Raw genomic sequence first — 25,827 nt, 5'->3', positions numbered from 1 at the left:
TCATGTTGATTGGCCTCGCGAGGCGAGCAGTTTGATGCGCCCGGCCATCTCGCCGTCGAGCGGCGTGTAGACGATCATGCCGAGGTCCGGGCGGCCATCGACGGAAAATGCCGAATATTCCAGCTCGACCGGTCCCAGTTCGGGATGCATCAGGCGCTTTACGCCGCCTGCGTCGCCGTGACCGAGCACTTCGTTGTCGCGCCATAACGATTCGAACTCGGGGCTGACGCCGATCAATTCATCCACCAGCGCGCCCACTTCCGACGCCAGCCCCGCGCGCGCCACATCCGCTCTGAACGCGCCCACCACGAAACGCGCGACGCTATCCCAGTCGTGCTGCCGCGCGTGGACGGCGGGATCGCGAAACAGGAATTGCAGGATGTTGCGCTGACCGGGCGCAAGCGCGGCATAGTCGGTCAGCACGACGGCGGCGGCACGATTCCAGGCCACGACATCCCACGTGGCGGTCTTGATGATGGCCGGGCTCGTCTCCAGCGAATCGAGCAGACGCTGCAACCGTGGATTGACCGCGTCCACCGACTTGTAGCGCACTTCCGGCGGCCTTCCCAGACCCAGCATGAAGAGGTGCTCGCGCTCCGTATCCGTCAGCATCAGGGCGCCGGAGATGCGCTCCAGCACGTCCGGCGACGGCGCGCCGCCTCGTCCCTGTTCGAGCCAGGTGTACCAGGTCGGACTGATATGCGCGCGCTGCGCGACCTCTTCCCTGCGCAGTCCAGGCGTTCGTCTGCGTCCGGAAAATCCGAAGCTCGCGGGATCGAGACGCGCGCGGCGGCTGCGCAGAAAATCGCCGAGCGATCGGGCCGAATTGACGGACATGAGAACCTGTTAGTCGTTTTACCAGGATGAGATCACTACTTTAACGGGATAAGAAATGATCGGATAGTGAACGCGTGACCAACAAGGAGAGTTCACATGCGTATCTTTCTGACGGGCGCGACGGGTTTTATCGGCTCGGCGCTCGTTCCCGAGCTTATCGCGGCAGGCCATCGCGTGATCGGCATGACGCGTTCGGACGCCGGCGCTCAGGCGCTGGCCGACGCGGGCGCCGACGTGCATCGCGGCACTCTGGAGGACACCGCGAGCTTGCGCGACGGCGCCGCGAAAGCGGATGCCGTGATCCACGCGGCCTTCGATCACGACTTCTCGAACTTCGTCGAGAACTGCGAAAAGGACAAGCGCGCCATCGCCGCGCTCGGCTCCGCGCTCAGCGGCTCGGATCGTCCGCTCCTCATTACGTCGGGGACCGGCATGGGCAGCGGCGAGCACGGCGAACCGGCGAGCGAGGACGTCTTCAACACCCGCCATCCTAATCCGCGTATCGGCTCGGAACTGGCCGGCCATGCGCTGCTCGAGGCCGGGATCAATGTGTCGGTGATGCGGCTGCCGCAAGTTCACAATCCCTTCAGGCAGGGCCTGATGTCGCCGCTCGTCGCCATCGCGCGGGAGAAAGGCGTGGCGGCCTATGTGGGCGACGGACTGAATCGCTGGCCCGCCGGTCATCTTTCCGATGTCGTGCGTCTGTATCGGCTCGCGATAGAAAAGCGCGAACCGGGCGCCCGCTATCACGCTGTCGGCGAAGAGGGCGTCAGCAGCCGCGCGATCGCCGAGTCGCTGGGACGCGGTTTGAATCTGCAAGCCGTGTCGATCGCGCCGGAAGAAGCGGCCGCGCATTTCGGATGGATGGCGATGTTCGCCGGCCTCGACATGCCGGCTTCCAGCGCGTTGACGCAGGCACGGCTCGGCTGGAAGCCGACGGGTCCGACGCTGCTCGCCGATCTCGACGAAGCGCGTTACGTCTAGTCGAGCAGACCCGGATCGTCGATCGCGCCCGTCAACAGTTCCAGGAACACCTGCACCGCGGTGGGCAGCGTTCGGCCCGCCATCGTCTGGATCTGCAAGGTGCGCTGATGCAGCGCGGGATTGCGGATCGGCAACGCGGCGAGGCCGTCCGCGTCGAGGCGGCCGCGCACGGTCAGGAGTCCTGTCAGCGTGACCGCATCGGTTTGCCGCACGAAGTTCTGTAGCGCCGGATGATAGTTGCTCACGAACACGGGATCGAACACCAGGCCTTCCAGACTGCACGCAATGTCGAATAGCTGCCGTATCGTCACGCCCGTGTTGTTGATCGCGAACGGCCACGGCAGCAGATCGGCGAGCGATACGGACTCGCACTCGCACAGCGGGTGGCCGCGCCTGACCAGCGCGAAGATCGGCGCGCGCTGCGAATACAGCACGTTGATGTCCTTCTCCGGCGCGATACTGAAACACACGGCGATGTCGGACGTGCCCTCGCGCACGCGCTGCGTTGCCACAGAGGGCGCCGACACGTCGAGCTGATAATGCGCGGCCGGATGACTCTTCTGGAAACGCGTGAACACCTGCGGCAAGAAATGCGCCGCCACGCCTTCGGAACTCGCCACCCGAATCGTCGCGCGGCCGCCGTTGGTCAAGCCGCGAATTTCCTCGGTGACGCGCTCGGCGTCCAGCAAACTGCGCTGCGCATGTTCGGCGAGCAGACGCCCGGCATCGCTTAGCACCATGCCGCGCGGACGCCTTTCGAACAGCGCCGCGCCCACTTCTTCCTCGAGTTTCGCGATCTGCCTGCTGAGCGCCGACACCGCCACATACAAGCGCGTGGATGCCTGGCTCAGCGACCCGCTGCGGGCCACTTCCAGAAAATAACGCAGTGCGGTGTTATCCATGTCCGTCGGGCTGTCCTTTGCCGTTTCGGCAACGATATGTGCGCAATATTGTAATTGTCCACAAATATCGTCCACGTCAGGATTGCGCACAGGCTTCGTCATTAACCGCTCGCGCCGCGGCGCGCTATCCGGGGGACCATGTTGACTCGCGACACCGCCATCCAGTATGCGACGGACCAGTACGACTCCGGCCGCTTTCTCGAAGATCTCCAGCGCCGCGTCGGGCTTCGCACGGAAAGCCAGGAAGCCGGCAGCGGCGCGGACCTGCGCGCCTATCTCACCGATGAAATCACGCCGACGCTGAGCGAATGGGGCTTCACGTGCCGCATCGTGGACAACCCGGCGGGCGCGGGTCCATTCCTCGTCGCCCACCGGCATGAGGGCGACGCGCTGCCGACCGTGCTCACGTACGGCCACGGCGACGTGGTGCGCGGCTACGACGCCCAGTGGCGCGCGGGACTCGCGCCGTGGCGCGTCACCGTCGAGGGCGAGCGCTGGTTCGGACGCGGCACCGCGGACAATAAAGGCCAGCACAGCATCAACCTGGCGGCGCTGAAAGCGGTGCTGGACGCGCGCGGCGGCAAGCTCGGCTTCAATCTGAAGCTGCTCTTCGAAACCGGCGAGGAAGTCGGCTCGCCCGGCCTTCATGCGGTGTGCGCCCAGTTGCGCGACGAACTCGCCGCCGATGTGCTGATCGCCTCGGACGGCCCGCGCCTCGCCGCGCGACGTCCCACTGTTTTTCTCGGCTCACGCGGTCTCGTGAATTTCCGCCTCGACGTGAGGCTGCGCGACGGCGGCCATCATTCCGGCAACTGGGGCGGCTTGCTGCGCAATCCCGCCGTCGTGCTGGCCAATGCGATTGCGTCGATGGTCGACGCGAACGGCCGCATTCTCGTCGAAGGTTTGCGCCCGCCGCCCGTGCCCGACGCGGTGCGCCGCGCGCTGGCCGATATCGTCGTCGGCGGCAATCCGGGCGAACCCGACGTGGATGCCGACTACGGCGAGCCTGGCCTCACGCCGACAGAACGCGTGTTCGGCTGGAACAACCTGGAAGTGCTCGCGTTTCGCACGGGCAATCCCGAGAAGCCGGTCAACGCGATTCCGCCGCATGCGTTCGCGCACATGCAGATCCGCTTCGTGGTCGGCACGGATTGGGAGAACCTCGAAGCGATCGTGCGCCGGCATCTCGACGAGCACGGCTTCGAGATGGTGGACATCGACGTGGAACGCGGCATGCCGGCCACGCGTGTCGATCCGCTCGATCCGTGGGTGCAGTGGGCGTTGCGCTCCTTGCGGCAAACCACGGGCGTCGAGCCCGTGCTGCTGCCGAACCTCGGGGGCACCTTGCCGAACGACGCGTTCGCCGACGTGCTCGGCATGCCCACGCTATGGGTTCCGCATTCGTACCCGGGCTGCTCGCAACATGCGCCGAACGAGCACCTGCTCGGCCCGGTCATTCGCGACGGGCTCGGCATCATGGCAGGACTTTTCTGGGACCTCGGCGAGCAGAACGCCGATGCGCCCAGCAGTGCAGCGCGACTTCCACGAACCGCCGGCAAAAGGACATCCACATGAGCATCGACTCCGTCACCACGGCTCACGCGATTGATACTCGCGCGACGCATCCGCGCCTGTCGCGTCTGATCATCGCGACCTCGATCGGCAACGCACTCGAGTTTTACGACCTGGTCGTCTACGGCTACTTCGCCACGGTGCTGTCGCGTCTGTTCTTTCCAGTCCACGACCGCACGATGTCGCTGCTGCTGACGCTCGGCACCTTCGCGTTGTCGTATCTGGCGCGGCCGCTCGGCGCGCTGGTGCTCGGCTCGTTCAGCGACCGCAGGGGCCGCAAGGCGTCGTTGACGCTCTCGATCGGATTGATGACGCTCGGCACCGGCATGGTCGCGCTAATGCCGCCGTATGCGTCGATCGGTCTGCTCGCGCCGATCGGCATTTTCGCGTCGCGGCTGTTGCAAGGCTTTTCCGCCGGCGGCGAATTCGGCAGTTCGACCGCGTTTCTGATCGAGCACGCGCCGCAGCGCAAAGGCTTCATGGCGAGCTGGCAGTTCTCGAGCCAGGGCGCCAGCACGCTGCTTGCATCCGCGTTCGGGGCCGTGCTGACCGGCGCGCTGACCCAGCCTCAACTGACCGATTGGGGATGGCGCATTCCGTTTCTGTTCGGCATGCTGATCGGTCCGGTCGGCCTGTATATCCGCAGCCGCATCGACGAAACGCCTGAGTTCGAGCGCACGGAAAAAGCCGCGTCGCCGGTGCGCGAGGTGCTGGCGACGCAAAAGTCGCGCGTGCTCGTGTCGATCGGCTCGCTCGTGCTGACCACGACGGCCAACTACATGCTGCTGTACATGCCGACGTATGCGTCGCGGCAACTGGGTCTCGCGCCGTGGGCCGGCTTCGTCGCGACCTTGATGGCCGGGTTCATCATGATGGTGCTCACGCCGATGGTCGGTCACTGGTCCGACAAGGTGGGCCGCACGCGCATCATGCTGGGCGCGGGCGTGCTGTTCTTCCTCACAGTCTATCCCGCGTTCGTGCTGATGAATGCGCACCCGTCGCTCGCGACTCTGCTCGCCGCCGTGATCTGGGTCGCGCTGCTGAAGGCCACCTACTTCGCGCCGATCCCCGCGTTGATGTCGGAGCTGTTCCCGACCCGCACGCGCACGACCGGCATGGCGCTCGGCTACAACATCGGCACGACCGTGTTCGGCGGCTTCACGCCGCTCGCCGTGGCGGCGTTGATCGCGGCGACCGGCAATAACCTGGCGCCTGGGCTTTATCTGATGCTCGCGGCCATCGTCAGTCTTGGCACGCTGGTGTGGGCGCGCGCGCGCCTGGACGTGAGCTAGGCCGCGCCCAGTTCGTTGAATCCGTTGAATCCGTTGAATCCGTTGAATCCGTTGAATCCGTTGAATCCGTTGAATCCGTTGAATCCGTTGAAGGTCGGGACATCCAGCATGCAAGACGATTTGCAACAAGCCGTGCAGTTCGCCGTGGATCACGAGTCGCTGTGGGATCGCCACGTCGATGGCGCGTGGGGCGTGCATGTGAACGATCCGCCGCCGTGGAACCGCCTGCTCGGTCCCGTGCATGACCGCGGCCCGGCGTCGGGCACGATCGCCGTCGATGGCCGCGTACTCGCCGCATGGGGCGAGCCCGACCGGGCCGACCTCACTTTCAGCGTCGCTAAGATGTATCTCGCGCTGCTCGCCGGAGTCGCGCATGACCGCGGCTTGCTGCCGGATGTGGACGAGCCGGTGCGCGTGCGCGTGCCCGGCATCGGTTTCGACGATGCGCGCAACGCCGCCGTCACGTGGGCGCAACTGCTTCAGCAAACGAGCGAGTGGCAAGGAACGTATTTCGGTCTGTCCGATCAGGCGGACCACTATCGCGCCGTCAATTTCGCCGCGCCGCCGGATGGCAGGAAGGGCGATCCGCGTCCGTTACAACGCCCCGGCAGCTACTGGGAATACAACGATGTGCGGATCAACCAGTTGTCGCTCGCGCTGCTGCATCTGTTCAGGCAGCCGTTGCCCGAGGTGTTCCGCGAAGCCATCATGCGACCGGCCGGCGCCAGCGAGAATTGGCAATGGGTCGGCTACGACCATGCATGGGTCGAGATAGACGGGCGGCGCATGCAATCCGTGCCGGGCGGCACGCACTGGGGCGGCGGCATGTCGGTGAGCGCGAACGATCAGCTGAAAGTGGCGCAGATGCTGCTTGACGAAGGCGCCGTGGCGGGCCGGCAAATTCTCTCGCGCGAGTGGATCGCCCGGATGCGCACGCCGTGTGAGATCGCGCGGTTCTATGGCTACCTGATCTGGCTGAACACGGACCGCAAGATTTTCCCGAGCGTGCCGGCGTCGAGCTATTTCGGCGTCGGCGCGGGCAGTTCATTTACATGGATCGAGCCCGAGCGCCGGATGACCGTCGTGGTCCGCTGGTTGAACCCCGCGGCCGCTGACGAGCTTTTCGGGCGCATTCTGCATGCCGTGGATGCGCTTCACGCCGCGTGAAAAGACGCGCGCCGAACGCCGCGAGCTGGACGGGCGCATCGCGGATAAACCGGCGCTAACCGATCCCTACTCCCGCGTCGCCTGAACGCGCCCGGATTTGACGGCTGCCTTGAGCACGGTCCAGTCCGCCTCGTTCTGCTCCGCGTAGGCAAGCGCAAACCGTATGATGGCCTCGTCGAACGCGGCCGACTTGCCCACGTATCCGCCGATCAGCGCGGGGTCGCCCGCTTTCGCCATCGATTGCGCCAGCGCCGTGCCGCACGACACCGCATACTCGGCGAGATCCGCGACGTCGAACGTGGTGAAGTCGAATGCGCCTTTCATGTCGCGCAACTGCCGCACATAGAAGTCGTTGCCCGTGTGATGCATCTTGGACCAGCCCAGAAAGATGTCGCTCGCCGACTGCAACAGACGCTGGCCATTCACCACGCGCTGGCCATGGTTGGGATATTCGCTGACGGGAAGGTAGCCCTCCAGCACGGAAGCGCGCGCCTCTTTCAGTTGCAGGAACAGCGGGCACTCTCCGTCGGCGATGAATAGCGCTTCATAGCAACGTGTTCCCACCGAACCAATGCCGACAACCCGGATCGCGACATCGACCAGTTCATAACGGTCGAACAGCGCACGCCGGTCGTCGGGCAGCGTCAGTCTGTAGTCCGCGAAAAAACGCCGGATCATGTCGTCGTACTGCTTGCGCTCGCGTTTGTTCTGAAGCGGGATGTGATACACGAGCGGCGGCAATTCGCGGATACGCAGCTTGCCGTTGACCAGTTCCGTCGCATGGCTCGCCACGGATCGCGACGACTGCAAGCGTGCCTTGTCGATAACTGCCAGCTCTTTTTTCCGCTCCTCGGCCGAATCCGCAATGGCCAGCATGCTGGCCGACTTGAACTGGTAGTACCAGACGTCGAGCGTGTCCATTGCACTGAACTCCGCGATGCGCTGGCGGAATGTTTCGCACAGCCGAAGAACGATGTTCCCCTGGTCGCTCGCCGCAAAGCCGCGCTCGCGCGCGGCGATCACGAATGACGCGGCGAGTCTGCGCAGATCCCAGTCGAACGGTCCCGGCAGCGTTTCGTCGAAATCGTTGGGCCCGAACAGAACCCGCCGCTCGGGGCTCGCGAACAGCCCGAAATTGGCCAGATGCGCGTCACCGCCAAGTTGCACGATGACATCCGTGCGCGGGAGCGTGGACAGATCGAAGGCCATCAGCGGCGCGGCACCGCGATAGAAGGAGAACGGATCGGCCAGCATGCGCCCGAAACGAATGGGTATCAGCTCCGGCACGCGGCCCACATTGGATGCTTCGAGCAGTGACATCGGGTCGCGCTTGTCTATCTTGCAGATCGCAAGCTGGCCTCGGGACACCTTTCTGCGCGCTTCCTTGCCGAGCTGGATTCGCGAGGCGAGCGAGCCGCGGCCCGCAAACAGGTTGGAGGGATCCTTTTGTGTCGTCATTGTTCGTGAGTCGATAGGTATGTCCATGTCGTGTTGCTCCCGGCGCTTTGCCTCGCGTCAATCGCCTTTGGGCAACGCATAGGCAATCACATAGTCGCCCAGCGTGGTGCCGAACGAACCATGTCCGCCCGCGGCGATGACCACCATTTGCCGGCCGTTCGCTTCATAGGTCATCGGCGTCGCCTGTCCGCCCGCGGGCAAGCGCGCGCTCCACAGTTCCTTGCCCGTATCCGTGCTCAGCGCGCGAATATAGTTGTCCGCCGTGGCGCCGATGAAAAACACGTGACCGGCGGTGACCATCGGGCCGCCGAGCATCGGCATGCCCATCTTCAGAGGCAACGGCACCGGGCTGCTGTCTCTCGTCGTGCCAATGCGCTTTTTCCATACGACCGCCCGTGTTTTCAGATCGAGCGCGGCGACGTAGCCCCACGCCGGTTGCTTGCACGGAAGGCCGATCGGCGACATGAACGGATTGAGCGTCACGCCGAAAGGCACGCCATATTGCGGCTGCACTCCGACCTCGGTTCCGGTTCCGCTCTGCCCTGCCTGCGGCGGTTCCATCGGATTGCCAGGACCACGCGGTATCAGCCTGGAGACAAACGGCAGCGCGATGGGATTGGCAATGGCAATCTGCCTGCCCGGATCGACGGCGAGGCCGCCCCATTCGAACATGCCGAGATTGCCTGGAAACACCAGTGTCCCCTGTTCGGACGGCGGCGTGAAGGTCCCCTCGTAACGCAGCCGGTGAAACAGGATGCGACAGGCGAGCTGATCGTACATTGTCGCGCCCCACATGTCCGCGTCGGTCAGGAGTTTGCTCGGGCGGAACGTCAGCTGCGAGAAAGGTTGCGTGGGCGACACGTGGTCGCCCCTGGCCGCGCCCTGCGGCACCGGCCGTTCATCGTCCGGCACGACCGGCGTCCCGTTGCGGCGGTCGAGCACGACGATATCCCCTGTCTTGGTCGGCACGAGGACGACCGGCGTCGTACTGCCGTTAGCGTCCGCGATATCGACAAGCGTTGGCTGCGCGGGCACGTCCATGTCCCAGAGATCGTGATGAACCGTTTGATGAAACCAGGCCAGCTTGCCCGTCGAAGCATTGAGCGCCAGCAAGCCGGTGGCATAGCGCTCGTAGAGCGGCGTCCGGTCGCCGCCCCAGATGTCCGGCGTCTTCACGCCCATCGGCAGATAGACCAGGTCGAGCTGCGGATCGTAAGCCGCCGGCGCCCATGAGTTCGGCGAATTCTGCGTGAAGGAATGCTGATCGTCCGGAATGGCGTTCGGGTCGGCTGCACCCGAATCGAATACCCAAAGCAGCTTGCCCGTTTCGACATCGAAGCCCCGGATCACGCCGGACGGTTCATGAGTCGAGTAGTTGTCCGTGACCGCGCCGGCCACGACGATCACGTGATTCGTCACGACAGGTGGCGACGTCGGCTCATATTGTCCCGGCGTGGTCACCGGCTGAAGATGCTGCAGATCGAGATCGCCGCCGTTGGCGAACGCGGCGCACGGCTTCCCGCTTGCCGCATCGACCTCGTAGAGATGACCGTTGTTGACCGGCAGAATCACGCGCCGGGCACACGCCGTGCCTTCCGTATCGCTTGCGGGAGCGGCCGCCGCATTGCTCGATTCGTAATAGGACACGCCCCGGCAGGTGACGTGCTGGAAGCTCGGGTCGGGCTTGAGCTTCGGATCGAATCGCCATCTTTCCTTGCCCGTGGCCGCGTCCAGTGCGAAAAGAATCTGATGCGGCGAGCAGAGATACAGCATGTCGCCGACTTTGAGCGGCGTCACTTCATTCGTGATCTCGACCGGGTCGTTTGGGCCTTTCTTGTCACCGGTCTGAAAGGTCCACGCGACCTGAAGCCCTTTTACGTTGTCCTGGTTGATCTGCGATAAAGGCGAATAGCGCGTACCGGCCTGGTCGCGCCCATAAGCGGCCCAGTCGCCCGCATGCGGCCCGGCTGCCGAGGCGGCCGTCGCGGCCGAGGCCTGCACCACGCCGTCGAGCTGTTGCGGATCGTTCAGTACAGCGTACCCATACGCCCCGCCGGTGACGATGATGACGGCCAGCAGCAAGATTGCCGGCCCGCGCGAGGCCGCGCCATAGAAGCGCAAAGCGCACAGCACGAGCAACCAGATGCCGAAGAGCACCAGCACGTCGGTGCGTGGAGCGAGCGCCCAGAAGTCAGGACCGGACTCAGCGAATGCCCACGCGAGCGTGCCTGCCAGCAGCAATGCATACAGCACGAGCGACAGCGTATTGCGACGGTAAGCAAGCGCCGCCGTGACCAGCAGAAGCACGCCCGCGATCACGTAATAGAGCGATCCGCCGATAGCGAGCAGCCACACGCCGCCAGCCAGCAAATAGACGCCGGACAGCCCGGCGAATAGCACGGTTATCCACATCGCGATTGGCAGGTTTCTCGCATTCCGGCTCATGACATCTCCTCCGTGCAGTGCGACAGGCAAGGCGCGCCCAAGCCGCGTCGTGCAGGCGATCGGGGTTCCCCCAAAGATTTCGCCTTCCGGTAGGTTATGTATAAGCTCGGACGAAACCAAGGAAAAAGAGCATGTTTAAAGTACCGCGCCTGGCTATCACCTCGGCCTGACCATCGCCAGCAGACAAGGCGCCTGTCGCTTTCCGCTGACGTAAATCGGCCGCCGGACGCGCGTTCCACGTCCTATAGTTGATCGGCACGGTTGCAAAGAGGATCGAGAGACGAGAGTGCCGACAACCTCGGTACAGCGGAATCTTCTGACGTTGCCCGCTCAACGCGAGCACGCCGGTGAGGCCCGGTTCCCGCCATGCCGTACCCGCCTCCCGATTGACCATCGACACGTTGGCCTCACGATCAGGGAGGGACACGCACATGGCAACTTCTCGCTTTGTCATGCACATTGCACACGTTTTCTGTCGCCGGACGTCGGCCCTTGCACTGATCGTCGGTATCGGCGCGAGCTTGGCCGGTTGCGGCAGCGGCGACTCGGTGTCATCGAGCGAGCCGGCATTCGCCACTGAGGCGCGCCCCCAGATCAACGCATTCCTCGCGGACACCATGACGCCAGGCGCTGTCGTGTATGTGCAATCGCCCAAGGGCGACTGGCTCGAATCGTTCGGAACGGCAGTGAGAGGCACGAACACACCCCTGCCGACGAACGCGCACTTTCGCGTCGGCAGCGTGACGAAGACCTGGACTGGCACGGTGATTCTGCAACTCGTGCAGGAAGGCAAGCTCGCGCTCGCCGACCCCGTCAGCAAGTACGTTGCAAATGTGCCTAACGGCGGGAACATCACGATCGAGCAATTGCTGACGATGCGCAGCGGCCTCTACAACTACTCGACCAGCCTCGCGTTCAATCAGACGCTCGACGCCGCGCCGAACAAAGTGTGGACCACTGGAGAACTTTTCGACATCGCGTTTAGCCAGCCTGTGTATTTCGCGCCTGGCGCCGACTTTCGCTACTCGAATACGAACACGGTGTTGCTGGGGCTCGTCATCGAGCAGGTCACCGGCATGAGCGCCGCGGACGCCATGAAGGCGCGTCTCTTCACCCCAGCAGGTTTGACCGATACGTTTCTTCCGCCGCAGGGCGATACATCGCTGATCGCGCCGGCGCCGCATGGCTATCAGTGGGGCACCAATGCCGAGACGACCGATAGCGACGCGCTCTCGCCCGAACGTCAGGCAGCCGCGAAGAACGGGACGCTGCAACCCACCGACGTAACGTCCGTCAACACGTCGTGGGCCTGGACCGCCGGCTCGGGCATTTCGACCGTCAAGGAACTCGCCGCGTATGTCCAGCGGATGGTGGGCGGCGGCTATCTGAATGCCGATCTTCAGGCGCAACGGCTCGCGAGTTGCAGGTCGGTCAATCCGTCGGACCCGATGGCCGCGAGCTACTGCCTCGGTCTGGCGGAATTCGGCACGTTTTACGGACACACCGGCGAGATACCCGGATTCAACACGTTCATGGGCTACGATCCCGCGACGAAAACGACGATCGTCACCTGGGCGACGACGGCCGCGGCGCCCGACGGCACCGCGCCCGCGAATGGCATCGCGCGAATTCTGATGAGAGAACTCAGCAAGGCATCGGAAGTGCCGAGCGAGGGACGGCCTTAGCTCCTCAAATCCTGAACTGCGCGACGCACTCGACGAGGTTCGCCGCCTGCTGCTTCAGGCTTTCGGCTGCGGCGGCGCTCTCTTCCACGAGCGCCGCATTTTGCTGAGTGGTTTGATCCATCTGATTAACCGCCTCGCCGACTTGCCCGACACCCGTGCTCTGCTCGGCACTGGCATTGCTGATTTCCGCGACGAGAATGCTCAGGCGCTCAATCGCGCCCACGACCTGCGTCATCGTCGCGCCCGCCTCGTCGACGAGCACGCTGCCCCGATCGACGCGCTCCACGCTTGCGGTAATCAACCCGCGAATTTCGTGGGCCGCCTGCGCGCTGCGTTTCGCAAGCGAGCGCACCTCGGTCGCGACGACAGCGAATCCCCGGCCCTGCTCGCCGGCGCGCGCGGCTTCGACCGCCGCGTTCAGCGCGAGTATGTTGGTCTGCGCGGCGATGTCGTCGATGATGCCGATGATCTCGCCAATCTTTCGTGAGCTGCCGTTGATATCCTTCATGGTCTCGACGACCGCGCCCACGACGCTGCCGCCCTGTGCCGCAATCGACGACGCGCCGATCGCCAGTTCGCTCGCTTCGCACGCATGCGCGGCGTTCTGCTTCACGGTGGCGCTGAGCTGCTCCATCGACGATGCCGTTTGCTGGAGCACGCTCGCCTGCTCCTCCGTTCGCTCGCTCAAGTACCCGTTGCCGGACGCAATCTGCGCGGCCCCCGTCGCGATAGCGTGACTGCTCGCGCGCACGTCTTTGACGATCCGCGCGAGCGACACCGCCATGTCCTTCATGGCGGCCATCAGGCTGTCGGAGTCGCCAGGCCGCAAATGCAGATCGACGTCGAGATTGCCCTGCGCGATCAGGCGCGCGGCCTCGCGGGCATCGTCCGGTTCGCCGCCGAGCTTGCGGGTGATCGCGCGCGAAAAGCTCAGAGCCACCGCGAGGCCCGCAACCAGAATGATCGTCATGACGCCGATGCTCGCGATGACCGCGCGCCGCTGCTTGACCTTGGCAAGCGCAATGGCAGCGGCCGTGTGCGCGACAAGCGCGCTGCCCGATTCGCGCAGAACAATCGCGGAGTCGCGGTCAATGCCATCGGTCGCGCGGTCTCCGGCGACGACATCGAAACCCGACGCTTCGAACTGCTTAAGACCCTTTCGAAACGACTCGCCCATCGCCTGGTGAAGCAGATTGAACTGCTCGATTTTCGCGCGGGATTCACCGGGCGGCAATTCGCCCGCGAGCTTTTCCGTGGTGGACTGTGCCACTTTCTCGAACTTCTGGTACGCGCGCCAATATTTGGCGAACAGTTGCGGGTCCCTGCCACGCACCAGAATGTCCTTGCCGTTCTGCACCTGGTTCTTGAACGCAACGAGGGCGTCGTCGATCGCGCGTGCTTGTGCGTCGTCGACTTCGATCAGCTTCTCGTAAGCGTTCGCGGCGTCGTTCATCTGGAACACGCCGAACAGGCCCGCGCCCGACGCAACCAGCAATGCGACGCCCAGCGCAAAGGGAATTTGATGTACCAGTTTCATGCGTCACCTTATGAAGTGCCCCGTCTACTGCGGGTCATCTCCGCTGCAAAAGTCCAGATTTTGCCAGTGAGTCGTGGCCAGCTCATTGAGAAAAACTGCCTTGCGTGTGAGCAAATGGTTAAGCAAGGGCGCCACCACTTCGGACTGCATGAGAACAACGACCGGAATGCAACTGACTCATTTGCCGGATTGCACCGTGCCATTCAAAGCCGGACCGTATGCGGCATTTGCGTTGGCCTGTTGCAGGTCTACGACGGCCTGAGCACGCCGCAGGCTGTCCGGGCAATTCCCCGCGCAATCCGCGATCGGGTTGTAGCCGGCCCGTTCGAGCTGCACGAGTTGCGCGCGAACTTGCGCGCGCGTGAGAGGGCCGTTCGACTGGGCGAATGCGAGTGCCGGAACCAGGACGACGGTGGTGACGAACACGGCTTTGATCAACAAGTTCATTTTTCTTCCCTTTCTAACATCGAGAGAGCCGCCAATTTTCCGCGGCAACGAAGTTAGTATTTGACACTAGGGTAAATACTTAAACTATTGAATTAAGCCGCCGAGGGCTTGAGTGTTCGGTTAAGCCGCGAGTGGCCGGGCGTTAGCTGCACGGAGCGTCAAGCTATCAAAGGAATCGCGTGGCCGAGTGCGCGGGTTCAACCACCGCGCCGTCGACAAAACGCCACACGCCCAATGGATTCGCGTCCTTCAGCGCATCCGGAAGCAAGGCATCAGGCAGATCCTGATAGCAGACCGGACGAAGGAAACGCTGGATCGCCGTCGCGCCCACCGAGGTGAACATCGAGTTCGAAGTCGATGGGAATGGCCCGCCGTGAACCATCGCATGACATACCTCGACACCCGTCGGGAAGCTGTTCGCGAGCACGCGGCCAGCCTTGCGTTCGAGAACGGGCAGAAGGCGCTGTGCGTCGCAGAAATCGGCCGCATCGATCTGAAGTGTAACGGTGAGCTGCCCTTCGATATGCTCTGCAATCCGAATCAGTTCATCGACATCGCGGGCTCGAATCACGACAGAGGCCGGCCCGAACATCTCCGACTCGAGTTCTCGCGAGGCGAAGAACCGCGCCGCGTCGGCCACAAACAGCGCCGCGCGCGCGGCATTGGGGCGCTCGCCTGCCGGCTCGCCCTCCGCCACTTTCGTCACGCCCTCGATCGCGCCAAGCTTTCTCGTCCCGGTGCAATAGGCGTCGAAGATGCCCGGTGTCAACATCGTTTGCGCGTCTTTCGAAGCCAGCGCATCCGCGGTCGCCTCGACGAACCGGTCGAGGTCCGGACCGTCGATGGCAATCACGAGACCGGGGTTCGTGCAGAACTGACCTGCGCCCATCGTCAGCGAATCGGCAAACGCCCGAGCGATGGCATCGGCCCTGTTCGCGAGCGCGCCGGGAAACAGGAAGACCGGATTGATGCTGCTCATCTCGGCATACACCGGAATCGGCTCGGGGCGCGCATTGGCGATTCGCATCAGTGCGATGCCGCCCTGCCGCGACCCCGTGAAGCCGACCGCCTTGATGGCCGGATGTGAGACGAGCGCTTCGCCGAGCGTGCGGCCCGCGCCGAACAACAGCGAGAACGTGCCCTCCGGCAAGCCCTGCTCCTTGACAGCCTTCTGGATGGCACACCCAACCAGCTTCGACGTCCCCAGATGCGCGCTGTGCGCCTTCACGATGACAGGCGCGCCCGCCGCGAGCGCCGATGCCGTGTCGCCACCCGCAACCGAGAACGCGAGCGGGAAATTGCTCGCACCGAATACGGCGACGGGCCCCACGGGCACTTTGGCAAGACGAAGATCCGCGCGGGGCAAAGGCTGACGCTCGGGCTGCGCGTGATCGATAGTGGAACCGAGCAAGTGTCCGTCCCGCACGACTTTGGCGAAAAGACGCAACTGCCCGACCGTGCGCGCACGTTCTCCTTGCAGACGCGGCACGGGCAATCCCGTCTCCGCATGCGCGCGCTCGATGAGTTCGTCGCCGAGGTCCAGAATATTGTCCGCGATGGCATCGAGAAAAGCCGCGCGCCTGGCAAGCGGGACGTTGCGATAAACGTCGAACGCCGTGGACGCGAGCGAAGCCGCGCGCTCGACTTCCCCGGCACCGCCCATGCCGAATACCGGCTCCGCGATTTCCGAGTGCATCGCGGGATTGAACGCCCGCTGCGCTCCCTGGTTGCCTCGGACTTCACAAAAGCCGATGAGCATTTCGCCATTGATAGTCATGCTGGATTCCTGCAACGAGTTATGAATGACCGGCCAGTTTGTTTCCCGGCCAGTTCATGGTTGGCTGAACGACTGGCGGCGGATAGACGCACCACGAACCATCGCCGTGTCGAAAGAACGCAATAGCGAACGTTCCGGACGAACGCGCCACTTCGACCTGCACGACGCGCCACGGCATACTTCTCGAGCGATCGGCTCGCGTGACCCTGAAATGTTCGCCGCTTCCAAACCAGTCAGTGATCAGGACGCGCAGCGAATGACAATGCCCACTCATATGCATCTCCGTACTTCGAATCGCCACACCTTTCTCGCTTCAATCGAGGGAAGCCGAGAAGGGATGGCCATGATCGAACGCAGCGCGTGCACCGTCCATTGAAGTTAGGCGCCGGAGACTTAACCGGAACGTTAATGCGTTGCTCTGTCAATGCAACGTGTCGCGTCGGGCCAGCGGCTTGAACAGCCGGCTCCATGCGAGGCTGACGAGGATCGTCGCGCATCCGCCCAGCACAACCGAGCCCATCGCGCCAAATGCCGTGGCTGTCACCCCGGATTCGAATTCACCCAACTGATTACTCGCGCCGATGAAAAGCGTGTTCACGGCGGCGACCCGTCCGCGCATGCGATCCGGCGTTTCCAGCTGAATAAGCGTCTGCCGCACGATCACGCTGATGGTGTCCGCGGCGCCGGAGATCGCGAGCAGCAATAGCGACAGCGGAAACGATCGGGACAGCCCGAACGCGGCAATCGAGATGCCATAGATGGCAACCGCAACGAACAGTTTCTTGCCGACGCCGCTGCCGATCGCACGGCGGGACAGCATGAGCCCGACACACAACGCACCGGCGGCAGGCGCGGAGCGCAGCAAGCCGAGCCCTTGCGGCCCGACATGCAGAATCTCCTTCGCGTAGACCGGCAGCAGCGCAGTCGCGCCGCCGAACAGCACGGCGAACAGGTCGAGCGAGATGCCGCCGAGCAGCAGCGGATTGCTTCCCACGAAGCGCAAGCCGGCGAGTACCGTCGCGGCCGTGACCGGCTCGCGCGGCGGCGCCACGTAGTCGTAGCGGATCAGCGCATACATCACGGCGCTCACGCAGAATATCGCGGCGCAGGTCAGGTAAAGCGCGTTGACGCCCGTCGCGAACAGCAAGCCGCCCAACGCCGGCCCGGCGGTCACGCACACCTGTTGAACCACGGTGCTGAGCGCCATCGACCGTGCGAGCAAACGCTGCGGAACGAGCATCGGCAAGAGCGCCTGTTGCCCCGACATCTGAAACGGCCGGATCGCGCCCAACACGAGCGAAAGCCCGAGCAGCAAGTCGCGCGTCACGACATGCGTGACGGTCGCTGCGGCAAGCAACGCGGCCGTGACGGCCTGCGCCGCGAGACAGACGGCGACGATCTGGCCGCGATGCATGCGATCGGCGCAATGACCGGCGACGAAGGTCGTCGCGAGCCCTGGCATGAACTGGAACAGTCCGACGAGGCCGAGATACCACGCGCTCGACGTCAGGTCGTACATGTGCCAGCTGAGCGCGAGCATGAGCATCTGCTGCGCCGTGATGGAACCCGCGCGAGCAATCAGAAAGCGCGTCAGCGACGAATGCCGCAGCAAGGGCGCCTCGGGTGCCGTTGACGACGTCTCGTTCACCTGCGTCATGACGACTGCCTGCCTTCCACGTCGCGAACACGGGAGTGACGCGAGGGATGCGAGTGATTATTGAAAATGCTTGCCGGCATGGGTCTGCGGCGCCGCATCGTGGTTGTACTGCCCCTCGGCGCCGCTTTCGTTGATCTTCGGCGCCCACTTGCGCCGCAGCAACACCACGGTGCTTGACGCGCCAAGCAACAGGAATACGAAAATGGCCGCCATGGGCAGCATGTAGCTGTGTCCCACGTGAAGCAGCCAACCCGAGAGACTCGCCGATACGCCGCCCGCGAGACTGGTCGCGACTTGCTGCAAACCGGTATTCAAACCCACCGCCTGCCTGGGAATCAGCGTGAGTTTCACCAGCGCCAGATTGTTCGCGGTGACGAGGCCCAAAAGGGAAAGCGACACGACATTCCAGAACAACGCCATTTGCGGCGACCGTGTAAAGGCGCCGATCAGAACCGTCGTGCCGCCGATAAACCCGGCCACGATGGACGATTTGCGCACCACGACTGCATCATGGCCACGCGCGATCAGCCGGTCCGCCGCCCATCCGGCGAACGCGGCCACGATCGCGATGCCGGCGAAGCTGAAGAACGTGTAGAGCCCTGACTGCCGCAGCGTAAGACCCCGTTGCTCGACCAGATAGGCGGGCATCCACGTCATGCAGTAGAACGCGAAATAGCTGTAGCAAAAGTTGGTGATCAATCCGCCCCATACAACCGGACTCGACAACAGATTGCCGAGCGGCACCGAGGCCGCGCGGCGCTTCGCCACCGCAAGCTCGGCCCGCGAAGGAAAGTCGTTGTTGAGCAGCAGTTGCCACGGCAGCAACCAGACGAGTCCCGCGAGACCCGTGATGATGAACATGGTTTTCCACGAACCGGCGGCGATCAGCCACGCGGCGATCGGCGCGCCGAGCGCCGGTCCCATCTTGCCGCCGATCGAATAAATGCCGAGCGCCGTACCCTTGCGGGTTTCGTCGAAGTGATCGGCGAGATACCGGTAGGTGGCAGGCACCACCACCGCTTCAGCGACGCCGATCAGAAGCCGTACGAGGATCAGCGCGGACAGCGTGGTCACGAGACCGGTCGCCGCCGCCGCGAGACACCACAGCAGGAAGCAGATGGAGTACGGCCACTTCACGCCATAGCGGTCCAACAGCCAGCCCATGGGCATTTGCAGCAGCCCGTATGACCAGAACATCGCGGAGCCGAGCCAGCCGCGCTCGACGTGCGTCAACGCGAATTCCTGCACGAAGTGGCGATCCGCGAGCGCAGTGGACATACTCGTCCGGTCGACGAAGGAGATCATCAGACCGAACGCGAGCAGCACGAGAATGGCCCAGCGATTTTCGGGCCGCGGCGCTGTCTGTCGAGTGATCTCCACCTGTTCGTCCCCGATGCTTTATCTGCTTTTATGCGCCCCGGCTTTCATCGCTCAGCCGAGGCTGCCCGTTACATCGTCGAACAGTTCATCCACGGACAGGCGGCGCGGAATGATCTTCTGATCGAGTGCCCAGTCAACCGCCAGTTGCAGCCCCTTGCGGTTCGCCTCGAGCCCGATCGGCGGGAAGATGGCCGGCACGCCTTCGGCGAGCGAGCGGCTCTCGACGATCATACGGTATAGCTCGCGCACCACGTCCGGCCGTTGCTTCGACACGTTCTCGTGCACCACGAACATGTGATTGATCGGGACGACGCCCGAGCGCGTGAACCAGTCTTTCGCCGCGGCATGCGCATCCGGAACCAGCGTGCGCACGCGCTCGTCTTTCGGCATGTCTTCGCCGAGCAGCGCGGCGGCCAGCTCGCCCTTGAGCATCATTTCGGGAATCGACGCGCCTGCCGGCAGCCGCTCGCAATTCGACGGATCGCTGTACTCGGCGAGGTGTCCGTCGCCGAGTGTCATCCACGTGACCTTGTCGAGGTCAACGCCATATTCGTGGCGCAAGATGCCGCGAATCCACAGCGCCGTGGTTTGCGTATAGGTGCGCACGCCGACTTTCCTGCCTTCGATGTCCTTCGGATCGAGGTGCCCGAAGTCGATGTTGTACCCGGCGCAGTGATGCTGGAAGCGCCCGGAAATCGGCGTCGGCAGCAGCACGTAGGGCTTGCCGTACGCCTTGGCCTGCAAGAACGTGACGATCGCGAGTTCGCCCGCGTCGAATCTGCTTTCGCGGACCATCGCCTTGAAACCGTTATGCGCCGGAGTCGGCCCGCAGAAGTCCAGGTTCACGAGATCGGAACTCACGCGATTGTCGCGCATCGCCTTCGTCACGGCGTATTCGGCGAGATTGGTGCGCAGCGTCGGCACGCCGGTCAGCGTCGTTGTCATAAATGTCTCTCCTGATGCTTGTATCTTGAGAATCAAATTACAGCCGGACCTCGATGAGGCACGGGCCCGGCTCGCGTGTCGAATTGACCAGCGCCTCGTGAAACGCCTCCGCCGTCTCCACGGCGACGCCCGGCACGCCCATGCTCGTTGCCATCGCCAGCCAGTCGATGCGCGGCTTGTCGATGTCGATCATCGAAAGCGCGCGTTCGCCCGGCGTGCCCGCGCCCATGTTCGCGTACTCGGCCTTGAGAATCGCGTAGCTGTTGTTGGCGAAGACGATCGTCGTGACATTCAGGCCTTCGCGCGCCTGGGTCCACAGCGACTGGATCGTGTACATCGCGCTGCCGTCGCCGACCATGCAGAACACGCGCCGCTCCGGGCAGGCGAGCGCCGCGCCCGTGGCCACGGGCGTCGAATAACCAATCGAGCCGCCCATGTTGTTGATGAGGTCGTGCGGCCGCGCGCCCATGGTCAGACTCATGGATTCGCGGCCAGTGGTAAGCGATTCGTCGACGACGATGCAGTGCTCCGGCAAAGCGGCCGCCAGCGCGTGCGCGATGCTGGTGGGATTGAGCGCGCCCGTCGGCGCGGGCGTCTCGATGCGCGGCTGCACGACAGGCGCTGTGCCGGCGGCGCCGAGCGCTTGCAGCAGCATGTCGAAGGCGAGTTCGCTGTCCTCGTCGGCTTCGACGAACGCATGGACCAGCGTGCCCTCGGCCTTGAGCAGACTGGGCTTGTCGGGATAGGCGAAGAACGCCACGGGCTCGGTGGTCTCGACTGTGACGATGTGCTTGTAGTCCTTGAGAAACGCCATGGCCTGCGGGACCGCGTAGGGAATGCGCGCGATCGGCACGCGGCCCGCGCCGCGCTCGATGCGTGCGCTGAAAAACTGCGATCCCAGCCGTGCTCCAGTGGCGGCGGCCACGCGGCCGGCCTTTTCGAGCGCCGCGCCGCGCGTCGCCTTGTTGGCCAGAATGACCAGCGTCGGCTCGCCCGAGCGCAGCACCTGCGCGATGTGTTCGACGCGCGCGGCGCTCGGCGTCTTGCGACGCGCCACGACAGGCGGCGGCAGCGCGGCCGCCGCGCCCGTTTGCTGCCACGAGGTGTCGCCAGGCAGGATCAGGGTGGCGATCTGCCCCGGATGTTCGCTGGCTTTCGCCACGGCCTGAGCAGTGTCCCAGGCCACGGTGTCCGCCGATTCCGCGCGGCGCACCCAGTGACTGAGCGGCCGCGCGAGGCCTTCGATGTCCGAGGTGAGCGGCGGGTCATACCTGAGGTGCGACACCGAATGCTCGCCGACGACGTTCACCATGCCCGACGACGCGCGCTTCGCGTTGTGGATATTCGCGAGGCCGTTCGCGAGTCCCGGCCCGAGGTGAAGCAGCGTCGATGCCGGCTTGTCCTTCATCCGGTACCAGCCGTCCGCGGCCCCCGTGGCCACGCCCTCGAACAGGCACAGCACGCTGCGCATCTTCGGGTTGTCGCCGAGCGCGGCGAGGAAATGCATCTCCGACGTGCCGGGGTTGGCGAAACAGATATCGACGTCCTGGCCGACCAGGGTCGCGACGAGACTTTCGGCGCCGTTCATCAATAGCCTGCCATGTCGCGTGCGAGACCGACCACGCCGTAGGTGCGCTGCGGCGCCGACATCAGGAAGCGGTAGCCCTCTTCGCTCAGGCGTCGATGGTTCTTGGCCGTGACGTGCGGATGGCCGACCACGACGTTGTGCTTCTTGCAGGTCTCGACGATCTGGCGCATTGCATCGACAACTTCGGGATGCTCGTACTGGCGCGGCAGGCCCAACTCCTGGCTGAGGTCGCCCTCGCCGATCAGGATGAAGCCGATGCCCGGCACGTTGGCAAGCATGTCGTTGAGGTTGCCGATCGCCTGCGTGCTCTCGCACATCAGCCCGACAAGAATCTCGCCCTGCGGCGCGAGCGGCCATACGTCGGCCTTTTCGTAATACTCCTGCATCGAAAGGCCCCAGTAGCGCGCGGCATTGGCGGGACCGTCGCCGCGCACGCCCTTCGGCTCGTACAGCGGCGCGCTCTTGGGCCGCGCATAACGACAGGATGCGACTGCGTTGTAGGCCTGCTCGACGGTCGCGACGTGCGGCCAGATCACGCCGTACGCGCCGCGATCGAGCACCTGCTTGGCAAAGCTCTGATTCATCTCGACGCCGTTAGCCGGGATGCGCGCAATCGGCGTGACCTTCGTCGCCACCGACGCGGACTCGACGATCTGCTTGCGGCTCAGCATGTACTGCAGCGCATCGCCGAGCGCGCTCACGTCATACGGGTTGTGCTCCATCTCGAAGACGATGCCGTCATACGGCGAATCGCTCATCTCGATGGCGGTCTGCTTGTCGAGTTTGGAGAAGGCCGCGTGTGCGGTCTTGCCCGATTCGAACGCGCGAATGATGCTGTTCAGGCGGATAGTGGACATGTTGATCTCTCTGTCTCGCCCGGCGGCGTCACTTCATGCCGCCGGAGCGCGTTGGGCAATGGTCGGTTAGCTCAGGTCCGGATACAGCTTCTGCGCGGTCTTGCTGAAGATCCAGCCGCGGTCTTTCTCGCTGAGACAGGCGAGCCCTTCTTCAGCGTTCGCGAGAATCTCCTTGAGCGTGCCCGGCGAGGTCGGAAAGTTCGAGCCCCACGCGAGGCGCTCTGCGCCGAAAGCCTCGACGACGCGCGGGAAGAAGGTCTCCGCGCTCGCCTTGTCCTTCTTCACGTCGCCGAAAATGCGTGGCGTGAGCTTCAGATAAATGTTGGGCAGGTCGGCCAGCGCGAACAGGCTCGCTGCGTTCGCATACGGCGGGCCGTCGAGCACGTCGGGACGCCCGAGGTGATCGAGGATGATGTTCACGCCCGGAAACTTCTCGGCCAGCATGCGCACCTGAGGCAAGCCGACCGGTCCGGTCTGGATGCACATCGGCAACTTCAGTTCGGCGAGCATCTCCCATGCCCTGAACGACTTCGGGTTATCGAGTTCGCTCGGGTCGAAGTCTTTGGTCGAGCCGCCGGTAAAGATGCGCAGGCCGGCAAGGCCGCGCGCGGCCCAGCTTACGATCACCGCCTGCACGTCGTCGGCCAGCATATCCACGGAGCCCACGGCCGCGAGCCGGTCCTTGTACTGGTTGCAGCCGTCCACGACGTAGCTGTTGTCGAAGCCGTAAGTTGTCGACGAGTGCACGACGGCGGCCTTCGCCACGCCGGCTTCGTCCATGGCCTCGATCAGCGCCTCGACGGTGTTGGGCCGCTCCTGCGACCACTCCGAGCGCTTGCCGAAGAGCGGCGCGGGCGGGTAGCGCGTCTCATCGTCCGAAATGATGTGGGGATGAATGTCGATGATGTTCATGATGTCCGTCCAGCTATCGCTCCGTTACAGTCCCTTGGATTTGAGGTGCGCGTCCAGACGCGGATAGACGCGGCGTGCATTGCCTTCGAAGATCGCGTGCCGGTCGGCGTCGCTCAAAGCCGAGCAGGCGTCGACGTAGCGCTTCGTGTCGTCGAAGTACTCGCCGGTGTCCGGATCGCGGCCGCGCACCGCGCCGATCATTTCCGATCCGAACAGCACGTTGCTCGTCGGCACGACCTTGGTCAGCAGTTCCACGCCTGGGTGGTGATACACGCAGGTGTCGAAGAAGACGTTGTTCAACAGCCCTTCGAGCGGTCGCTTCGCCATCTCCAGCGACATGCCGCGATAGCGGCCCCAGTGGTAAGGCACCGCGCCGCCGCCGTGCGGAATCACGAGGCGCAGCGTCGGGAAGTCCTTGAACAGATCGCCTTGCAGCAGTTGCATGAAGACCGACGTGTCGGCGTTCAGATAATGCGCGCCGGTGCCGTGGTGGCACGGGTTGCACGAAGCGGCGACGTGGATCATCGCGGGCACGTCCAGATCGCACAGCGCCTCGTAGAGCGGATACCACTCGCGGTCCGTCATCGGCTTACCGGTCCAGTAGCCGCCGCTCGGGTCGGGATTCAGATTGCAGCCGATGAAGCCCATCTCCTCGACGCAGCGGCGCAGTTCGGCAACCGAGTTCTTCGGCGGCGCGAGCGGCGACTGCGGCAACTGGCACACGGGCACGAAGTTCTCCGGGTACAGATCGCAAACGCGGCGCACGAGGTTGTTCGACACCTCGGCCCATTCGAGGCTCGTGCGTTCGTTGCCGAGGTGGTGGCTCATCAGGCCCGCGATCGGCGAGAACAGCGTGAGGTCGCCGCCGCGCTCCTTTTGCAGGCGCAACTGGCCGTTGCCCACGCCTTCGCGGATTTCGTCGTCGCTGACGCGCGCGCCCGAGAGCGGCGGCGCATTGGCCGGATCGTTGGCCGAGTCGATCTGCTTTGCGCGCCAGTCGCGAAAGGAGGCGGGGACGGTCGTGAAATGACCGTGGCAATCGATGATCATGTGTGTGTGTTCCGTCTGGAGTTCAAGGCACAGTGCGATGCGGACGTCACGCGCGGGGATCGACGAACAGCTCGCTCATCGACATGCGCCGCGGCGTCAGGCCCTGCTTGAACGCGGTGGCTTCGAGCGCCTCGATCGTCTTGCGGTTTTCCTCGATGCCATAGGGCAGCGGATCGTGACCGACGATCTTGCGCAGCTCCAGATACTTTTTGTTCTTCTTGTCGGTGAGTTGACCCGCGTCGAGCTTCGCGAGCCAGTCCTTCTTGGCTTTGTCGAACGCGTCGTAGATGGACTTTGCCACCCACGGATGCTCGGCCAGCACTGAGTCCTTCACGACGATCGTGCCGTGCATCGGGTAGACGCCGGTGCGCGCGTAATACTCGGCCTCCAGTTCTTCCGCATTCGGGAAGAGGTCGGGATAGTCGGCCTCCACTTCCTTCCAGCCGCCCGTCGGGTCGCCCGTGCGGCCAATGCCGGCGTTGCCGTGAAAGCCCGCCACCAGTTCGCCCTTCTCCATCATTTCCGCCAGCGAAGTGCCGGCGGGCGCGTGAATCACATTCGGCGGCAGCTTCAGTTGCGTGACGTGTTCCTCGTCGTCGACGACCCAGGTTACCTTCGACGAATCCAGTCCGAATTCGTCCATCAGCACCTGACGCGTCCAGGCGCCGGTCGTCACCGAATAGGCGCGCACGCCGACCTTCTTGCCTTCCAGATCCTTGGGCGTCCTGATACCCGCGTCCGGGCGCACCAGCAACCCCGAATGGTGGAAGCGCCGCACCACGAAAATAGGCAGCGCGACGAACGGCGCGCCATAGGCCCGGGCGATGATGTAGGTCGTCGGCGCCAGCTCGCAAACGTCGAACTCGACGTCGCGGACCATGCGGCGAAACGCGCCGATTTGCGGGTGGACGGTGATGAACTCGGCATCCACGCCTTCGATGGGAATGGAACCGTCGCGGATCGCAGCGGTATGCGGATGCTCGGCAATCGCGAGCTTGAGATGGACTTTCTGGGTCAACTTAGTCTCCTTTGACTTGGACAATCGGATCAGCCTGCCTCTGACCGCTGCTTCATGCCGGTTGCGGGCACGTTGCAAAGGCTCATCAGGGCGATCTCGTTGACCGAATGATGTTTCGGCGCCCGTTTTCAGTCTATTGAATTAAGCCGCGCGAGCGTTAACCGTTTGGTAAAGGCGTGGCCGGACAAGCGCACGCCGAGGCGCGCGGACCGGGGCGCGAGGCCTTGCGCGACGCGGTTGCCATGCGGTTTGCTGTTGCAGATTATTGAAGAATGAAGGGTCGCCGTCGATGACCGGAAGGCGCCTGGCGGCCGTTT

Annotated in this window: 21 protein-coding genes; 6 read left to right on the top strand and 15 right to left on the bottom strand. The window is 64.1% G+C overall.

Annotation, left to right across the window (positions count from 1 at the left end):
* Entirely contained in the window at positions 1-837 is an 837-nt protein-coding gene (locus VOM14_RS03540) for a helix-turn-helix transcriptional regulator (RefSeq protein ID WP_327627276.1), read from the bottom strand.
* A gap of 96 nt (positions 838-933) precedes the next feature.
* Between VOM14_RS03540 and VOM14_RS03535 the strand changes: the two genes are divergently transcribed.
* On the top strand, positions 934-1,821 hold the full coding sequence (locus VOM14_RS03535; protein ID WP_327627275.1) for an SDR family oxidoreductase: 888 nt from the start codon (positions 934-936) through the stop codon (positions 1,819-1,821).
* On the opposite strand, the gene VOM14_RS03530 is transcribed toward VOM14_RS03535, so the two are convergent.
* The gene (locus tag VOM14_RS03530) at positions 1,818-2,723 is read right to left on the bottom strand and encodes a LysR family transcriptional regulator (RefSeq protein ID WP_327627274.1); all 906 of its coding nucleotides are present in this window, start codon (positions 2,721-2,723) and stop codon (positions 1,818-1,820) included. The genes VOM14_RS03535 and VOM14_RS03530 overlap by 4 nt on opposite strands.
* 141 nt (positions 2,724-2,864) lie before the next feature.
* Between VOM14_RS03530 and VOM14_RS03525 the strand changes: the two genes are divergently transcribed.
* The 3 genes from VOM14_RS03525 to VOM14_RS03515 all read left to right on the top strand — a co-directional run bounded on the left by VOM14_RS03525 (position 2,865) and on the right by VOM14_RS03515 (position 6,754).
* A complete protein-coding gene (locus tag VOM14_RS03525) occupies positions 2,865-4,298 on the top strand; it encodes a M20 family metallopeptidase (RefSeq protein WP_327627434.1) in 1,434 nt (477 codons plus the stop codon).
* Complete coding sequence (locus tag VOM14_RS03520) at positions 4,295-5,587, top strand: MFS transporter (RefSeq protein ID WP_327627273.1); 1,293 nt, start codon at positions 4,295-4,297, stop codon at positions 5,585-5,587. The genes VOM14_RS03525 and VOM14_RS03520 overlap by 4 nt, the downstream gene beginning before the upstream one ends.
* A 108-nt stretch (positions 5,588-5,695) precedes the next feature.
* The gene (locus tag VOM14_RS03515; RefSeq protein ID WP_327627432.1) at positions 5,696-6,754 is read left to right on the top strand and encodes a serine hydrolase domain-containing protein; all 1,059 of its coding nucleotides are present in this window, start codon (positions 5,696-5,698) and stop codon (positions 6,752-6,754) included.
* A gap of 66 nt (positions 6,755-6,820) precedes the next feature.
* Here the strand turns inward: VOM14_RS03515 and VOM14_RS03510 are convergent, their stop codons facing one another.
* Positions 6,821-8,212: a DUF2252 domain-containing protein gene (locus VOM14_RS03510; protein ID WP_327627272.1), complete on the bottom strand. Its 1,392-nt coding sequence runs from the start codon at positions 8,210-8,212 to the stop codon at positions 6,821-6,823.
* A gap of 57 nt (positions 8,213-8,269) precedes the next feature.
* A complete protein-coding gene (locus tag VOM14_RS03505; RefSeq protein WP_327627271.1) occupies positions 8,270-10,657 on the bottom strand; it encodes a glucose/quinate/shikimate family membrane-bound PQQ-dependent dehydrogenase in 2,388 nt (795 codons plus the stop codon).
* 431 nt (positions 10,658-11,088) lie between these two features.
* Here VOM14_RS03505 and VOM14_RS03500 point away from each other — a divergent pair, with 431 nt between their 5' ends.
* Positions 11,089-12,342 (top strand): serine hydrolase domain-containing protein, encoded by a 1,254-nt coding sequence (locus VOM14_RS03500; RefSeq protein ID WP_327627270.1) that lies wholly within the window; start codon positions 11,089-11,091, stop codon positions 12,340-12,342.
* Between the two features lie 4 nt (positions 12,343-12,346).
* Here the strand turns inward: VOM14_RS03500 and VOM14_RS03495 are convergent, their stop codons facing one another.
* From VOM14_RS03495 to VOM14_RS03485, 3 genes are all read right to left on the bottom strand, one after another.
* A complete protein-coding gene (locus VOM14_RS03495; protein WP_327627269.1) occupies positions 12,347-13,879 on the bottom strand; it encodes a methyl-accepting chemotaxis protein in 1,533 nt (510 codons plus the stop codon).
* Positions 13,880-14,056: 177 nt separating this feature from the next.
* Positions 14,057-14,326: a DUF4148 domain-containing protein gene (locus VOM14_RS03490; protein WP_327627268.1), complete on the bottom strand. Its 270-nt coding sequence runs from the start codon at positions 14,324-14,326 to the stop codon at positions 14,057-14,059.
* Positions 14,327-14,492: 166 nt separating this feature from the next.
* Positions 14,493-16,103: an aldehyde dehydrogenase (NADP(+)) gene (locus VOM14_RS03485; protein ID WP_327627267.1), complete on the bottom strand. Its 1,611-nt coding sequence runs from the start codon at positions 16,101-16,103 to the stop codon at positions 14,493-14,495.
* A gap of 25 nt (positions 16,104-16,128) precedes the next feature.
* Between VOM14_RS03485 and VOM14_RS03480 the strand changes: the two genes are divergently transcribed.
* On the top strand, positions 16,129-16,479 hold the full coding sequence (locus tag VOM14_RS03480) for a hypothetical protein (RefSeq protein WP_327627266.1): 351 nt from the start codon (positions 16,129-16,131) through the stop codon (positions 16,477-16,479).
* Between the two features lie 45 nt (positions 16,480-16,524).
* Here the strand turns inward: VOM14_RS03480 and VOM14_RS03475 are convergent, their stop codons facing one another.
* The 8 genes from VOM14_RS03475 to VOM14_RS03440 all read right to left on the bottom strand — a co-directional run bounded on the left by VOM14_RS03475 (position 16,525) and on the right by VOM14_RS03440 (position 25,510).
* The gene (locus tag VOM14_RS03475) at positions 16,525-17,760 is read right to left on the bottom strand and encodes an MFS transporter (protein ID WP_327627264.1); all 1,236 of its coding nucleotides are present in this window, start codon (positions 17,758-17,760) and stop codon (positions 16,525-16,527) included.
* A 57-nt stretch (positions 17,761-17,817) separates the two neighbouring features.
* Positions 17,818-19,140: an MFS transporter gene (locus tag VOM14_RS03470; protein WP_327627262.1), complete on the bottom strand. Its 1,323-nt coding sequence runs from the start codon at positions 19,138-19,140 to the stop codon at positions 17,818-17,820.
* Positions 19,141-19,191: 51 nt separating this feature from the next.
* A complete protein-coding gene (locus tag VOM14_RS03465) occupies positions 19,192-20,085 on the bottom strand; it encodes a phosphate ABC transporter substrate-binding protein (protein ID WP_327627261.1) in 894 nt (297 codons plus the stop codon).
* Between the two features lie 37 nt (positions 20,086-20,122).
* Complete coding sequence (locus VOM14_RS03460) at positions 20,123-21,673, bottom strand: acetolactate synthase large subunit (protein ID WP_327627260.1); 1,551 nt, start codon at positions 21,671-21,673, stop codon at positions 20,123-20,125.
* A complete protein-coding gene (locus tag VOM14_RS03455) occupies positions 21,673-22,530 on the bottom strand; it encodes an HpcH/HpaI aldolase family protein (RefSeq protein ID WP_327627259.1) in 858 nt (285 codons plus the stop codon). The genes VOM14_RS03460 and VOM14_RS03455 overlap by 1 nt, the downstream gene beginning before the upstream one ends.
* A 66-nt stretch (positions 22,531-22,596) precedes the next feature.
* Positions 22,597-23,445: an amidohydrolase family protein gene (locus tag VOM14_RS03450; RefSeq protein WP_327627430.1), complete on the bottom strand. Its 849-nt coding sequence runs from the start codon at positions 23,443-23,445 to the stop codon at positions 22,597-22,599.
* Between the two features lie 21 nt (positions 23,446-23,466).
* On the bottom strand, positions 23,467-24,492 hold the full coding sequence (locus tag VOM14_RS03445; RefSeq protein WP_327627258.1) for an amidohydrolase family protein: 1,026 nt from the start codon (positions 24,490-24,492) through the stop codon (positions 23,467-23,469).
* 46 nt (positions 24,493-24,538) lie between these two features.
* The gene (locus tag VOM14_RS03440; protein ID WP_327627257.1) at positions 24,539-25,510 is read right to left on the bottom strand and encodes an ABC transporter substrate-binding protein; all 972 of its coding nucleotides are present in this window, start codon (positions 25,508-25,510) and stop codon (positions 24,539-24,541) included.
* Positions 25,511-25,827: the final 317 nt, after the last annotated feature.

Origin of the sequence: Paraburkholderia sp. MPAMCS5 (genome assembly GCF_036016995.1) — a bacterium.
Classification (GTDB): domain Bacteria; phylum Pseudomonadota; class Gammaproteobacteria; order Burkholderiales; family Burkholderiaceae; genus Paraburkholderia.
Note: the sequence above shows the minus strand (reverse complement) of the source record. Positions and strands in the feature narration are given on the sequence as shown.

Excerpts from the sequence above, each read along its gene's own strand:
- VOM14_RS03540 (WP_327627276.1), bottom strand. The coding sequence starts at position 837 with ATGTCCGTCAATTCGGCCCGATCGCTCGGCGATTTTCTGCGCAGCCGC.
- VOM14_RS03535 (WP_327627275.1), top strand. The coding sequence starts at position 934 with ATGCGTATCTTTCTGACGGGCGCGACGGGTTTTATCGGCTCGGCGCTC.
- VOM14_RS03530 (WP_327627274.1), bottom strand. The coding sequence starts at position 2,723 with ATGGATAACACCGCACTGCGTTATTTTCTGGAAGTGGCCCGCAGCGGG.
- VOM14_RS03520 (WP_327627273.1), top strand. The coding sequence starts at position 4,295 with ATGAGCATCGACTCCGTCACCACGGCTCACGCGATTGATACTCGCGCG.
- VOM14_RS03515 (WP_327627432.1), top strand. The coding sequence starts at position 5,696 with ATGCAAGACGATTTGCAACAAGCCGTGCAGTTCGCCGTGGATCACGAG.
- VOM14_RS03510 (WP_327627272.1), bottom strand. The coding sequence starts at position 8,212 with ATGACGACACAAAAGGATCCCTCCAACCTGTTTGCGGGCCGCGGCTCG.
- VOM14_RS03505 (WP_327627271.1), bottom strand. The coding sequence starts at position 10,657 with ATGAGCCGGAATGCGAGAAACCTGCCAATCGCGATGTGGATAACCGTG.
- VOM14_RS03500 (WP_327627270.1), top strand. The coding sequence starts at position 11,089 with ATGGCAACTTCTCGCTTTGTCATGCACATTGCACACGTTTTCTGTCGC.
- VOM14_RS03495 (WP_327627269.1), bottom strand. The coding sequence starts at position 13,879 with ATGAAACTGGTACATCAAATTCCCTTTGCGCTGGGCGTCGCATTGCTG.
- VOM14_RS03490 (WP_327627268.1), bottom strand. The coding sequence starts at position 14,326 with ATGAACTTGTTGATCAAAGCCGTGTTCGTCACCACCGTCGTCCTGGTT.
- VOM14_RS03485 (WP_327627267.1), bottom strand. The coding sequence starts at position 16,103 with ATGACTATCAATGGCGAAATGCTCATCGGCTTTTGTGAAGTCCGAGGC.
- VOM14_RS03480 (WP_327627266.1), top strand. The coding sequence starts at position 16,129 with ATGACCGGCCAGTTTGTTTCCCGGCCAGTTCATGGTTGGCTGAACGAC.
- VOM14_RS03475 (WP_327627264.1), bottom strand. The coding sequence starts at position 17,760 with ATGACGCAGGTGAACGAGACGTCGTCAACGGCACCCGAGGCGCCCTTG.
- VOM14_RS03465 (WP_327627261.1), bottom strand. The coding sequence starts at position 20,085 with ATGACAACGACGCTGACCGGCGTGCCGACGCTGCGCACCAATCTCGCC.
- VOM14_RS03460 (WP_327627260.1), bottom strand. The coding sequence starts at position 21,673 with ATGAACGGCGCCGAAAGTCTCGTCGCGACCCTGGTCGGCCAGGACGTC.
- VOM14_RS03455 (WP_327627259.1), bottom strand. The coding sequence starts at position 22,530 with ATGTCCACTATCCGCCTGAACAGCATCATTCGCGCGTTCGAATCGGGC.
- VOM14_RS03445 (WP_327627258.1), bottom strand. The coding sequence starts at position 24,492 with ATGATCATCGATTGCCACGGTCATTTCACGACCGTCCCCGCCTCCTTT.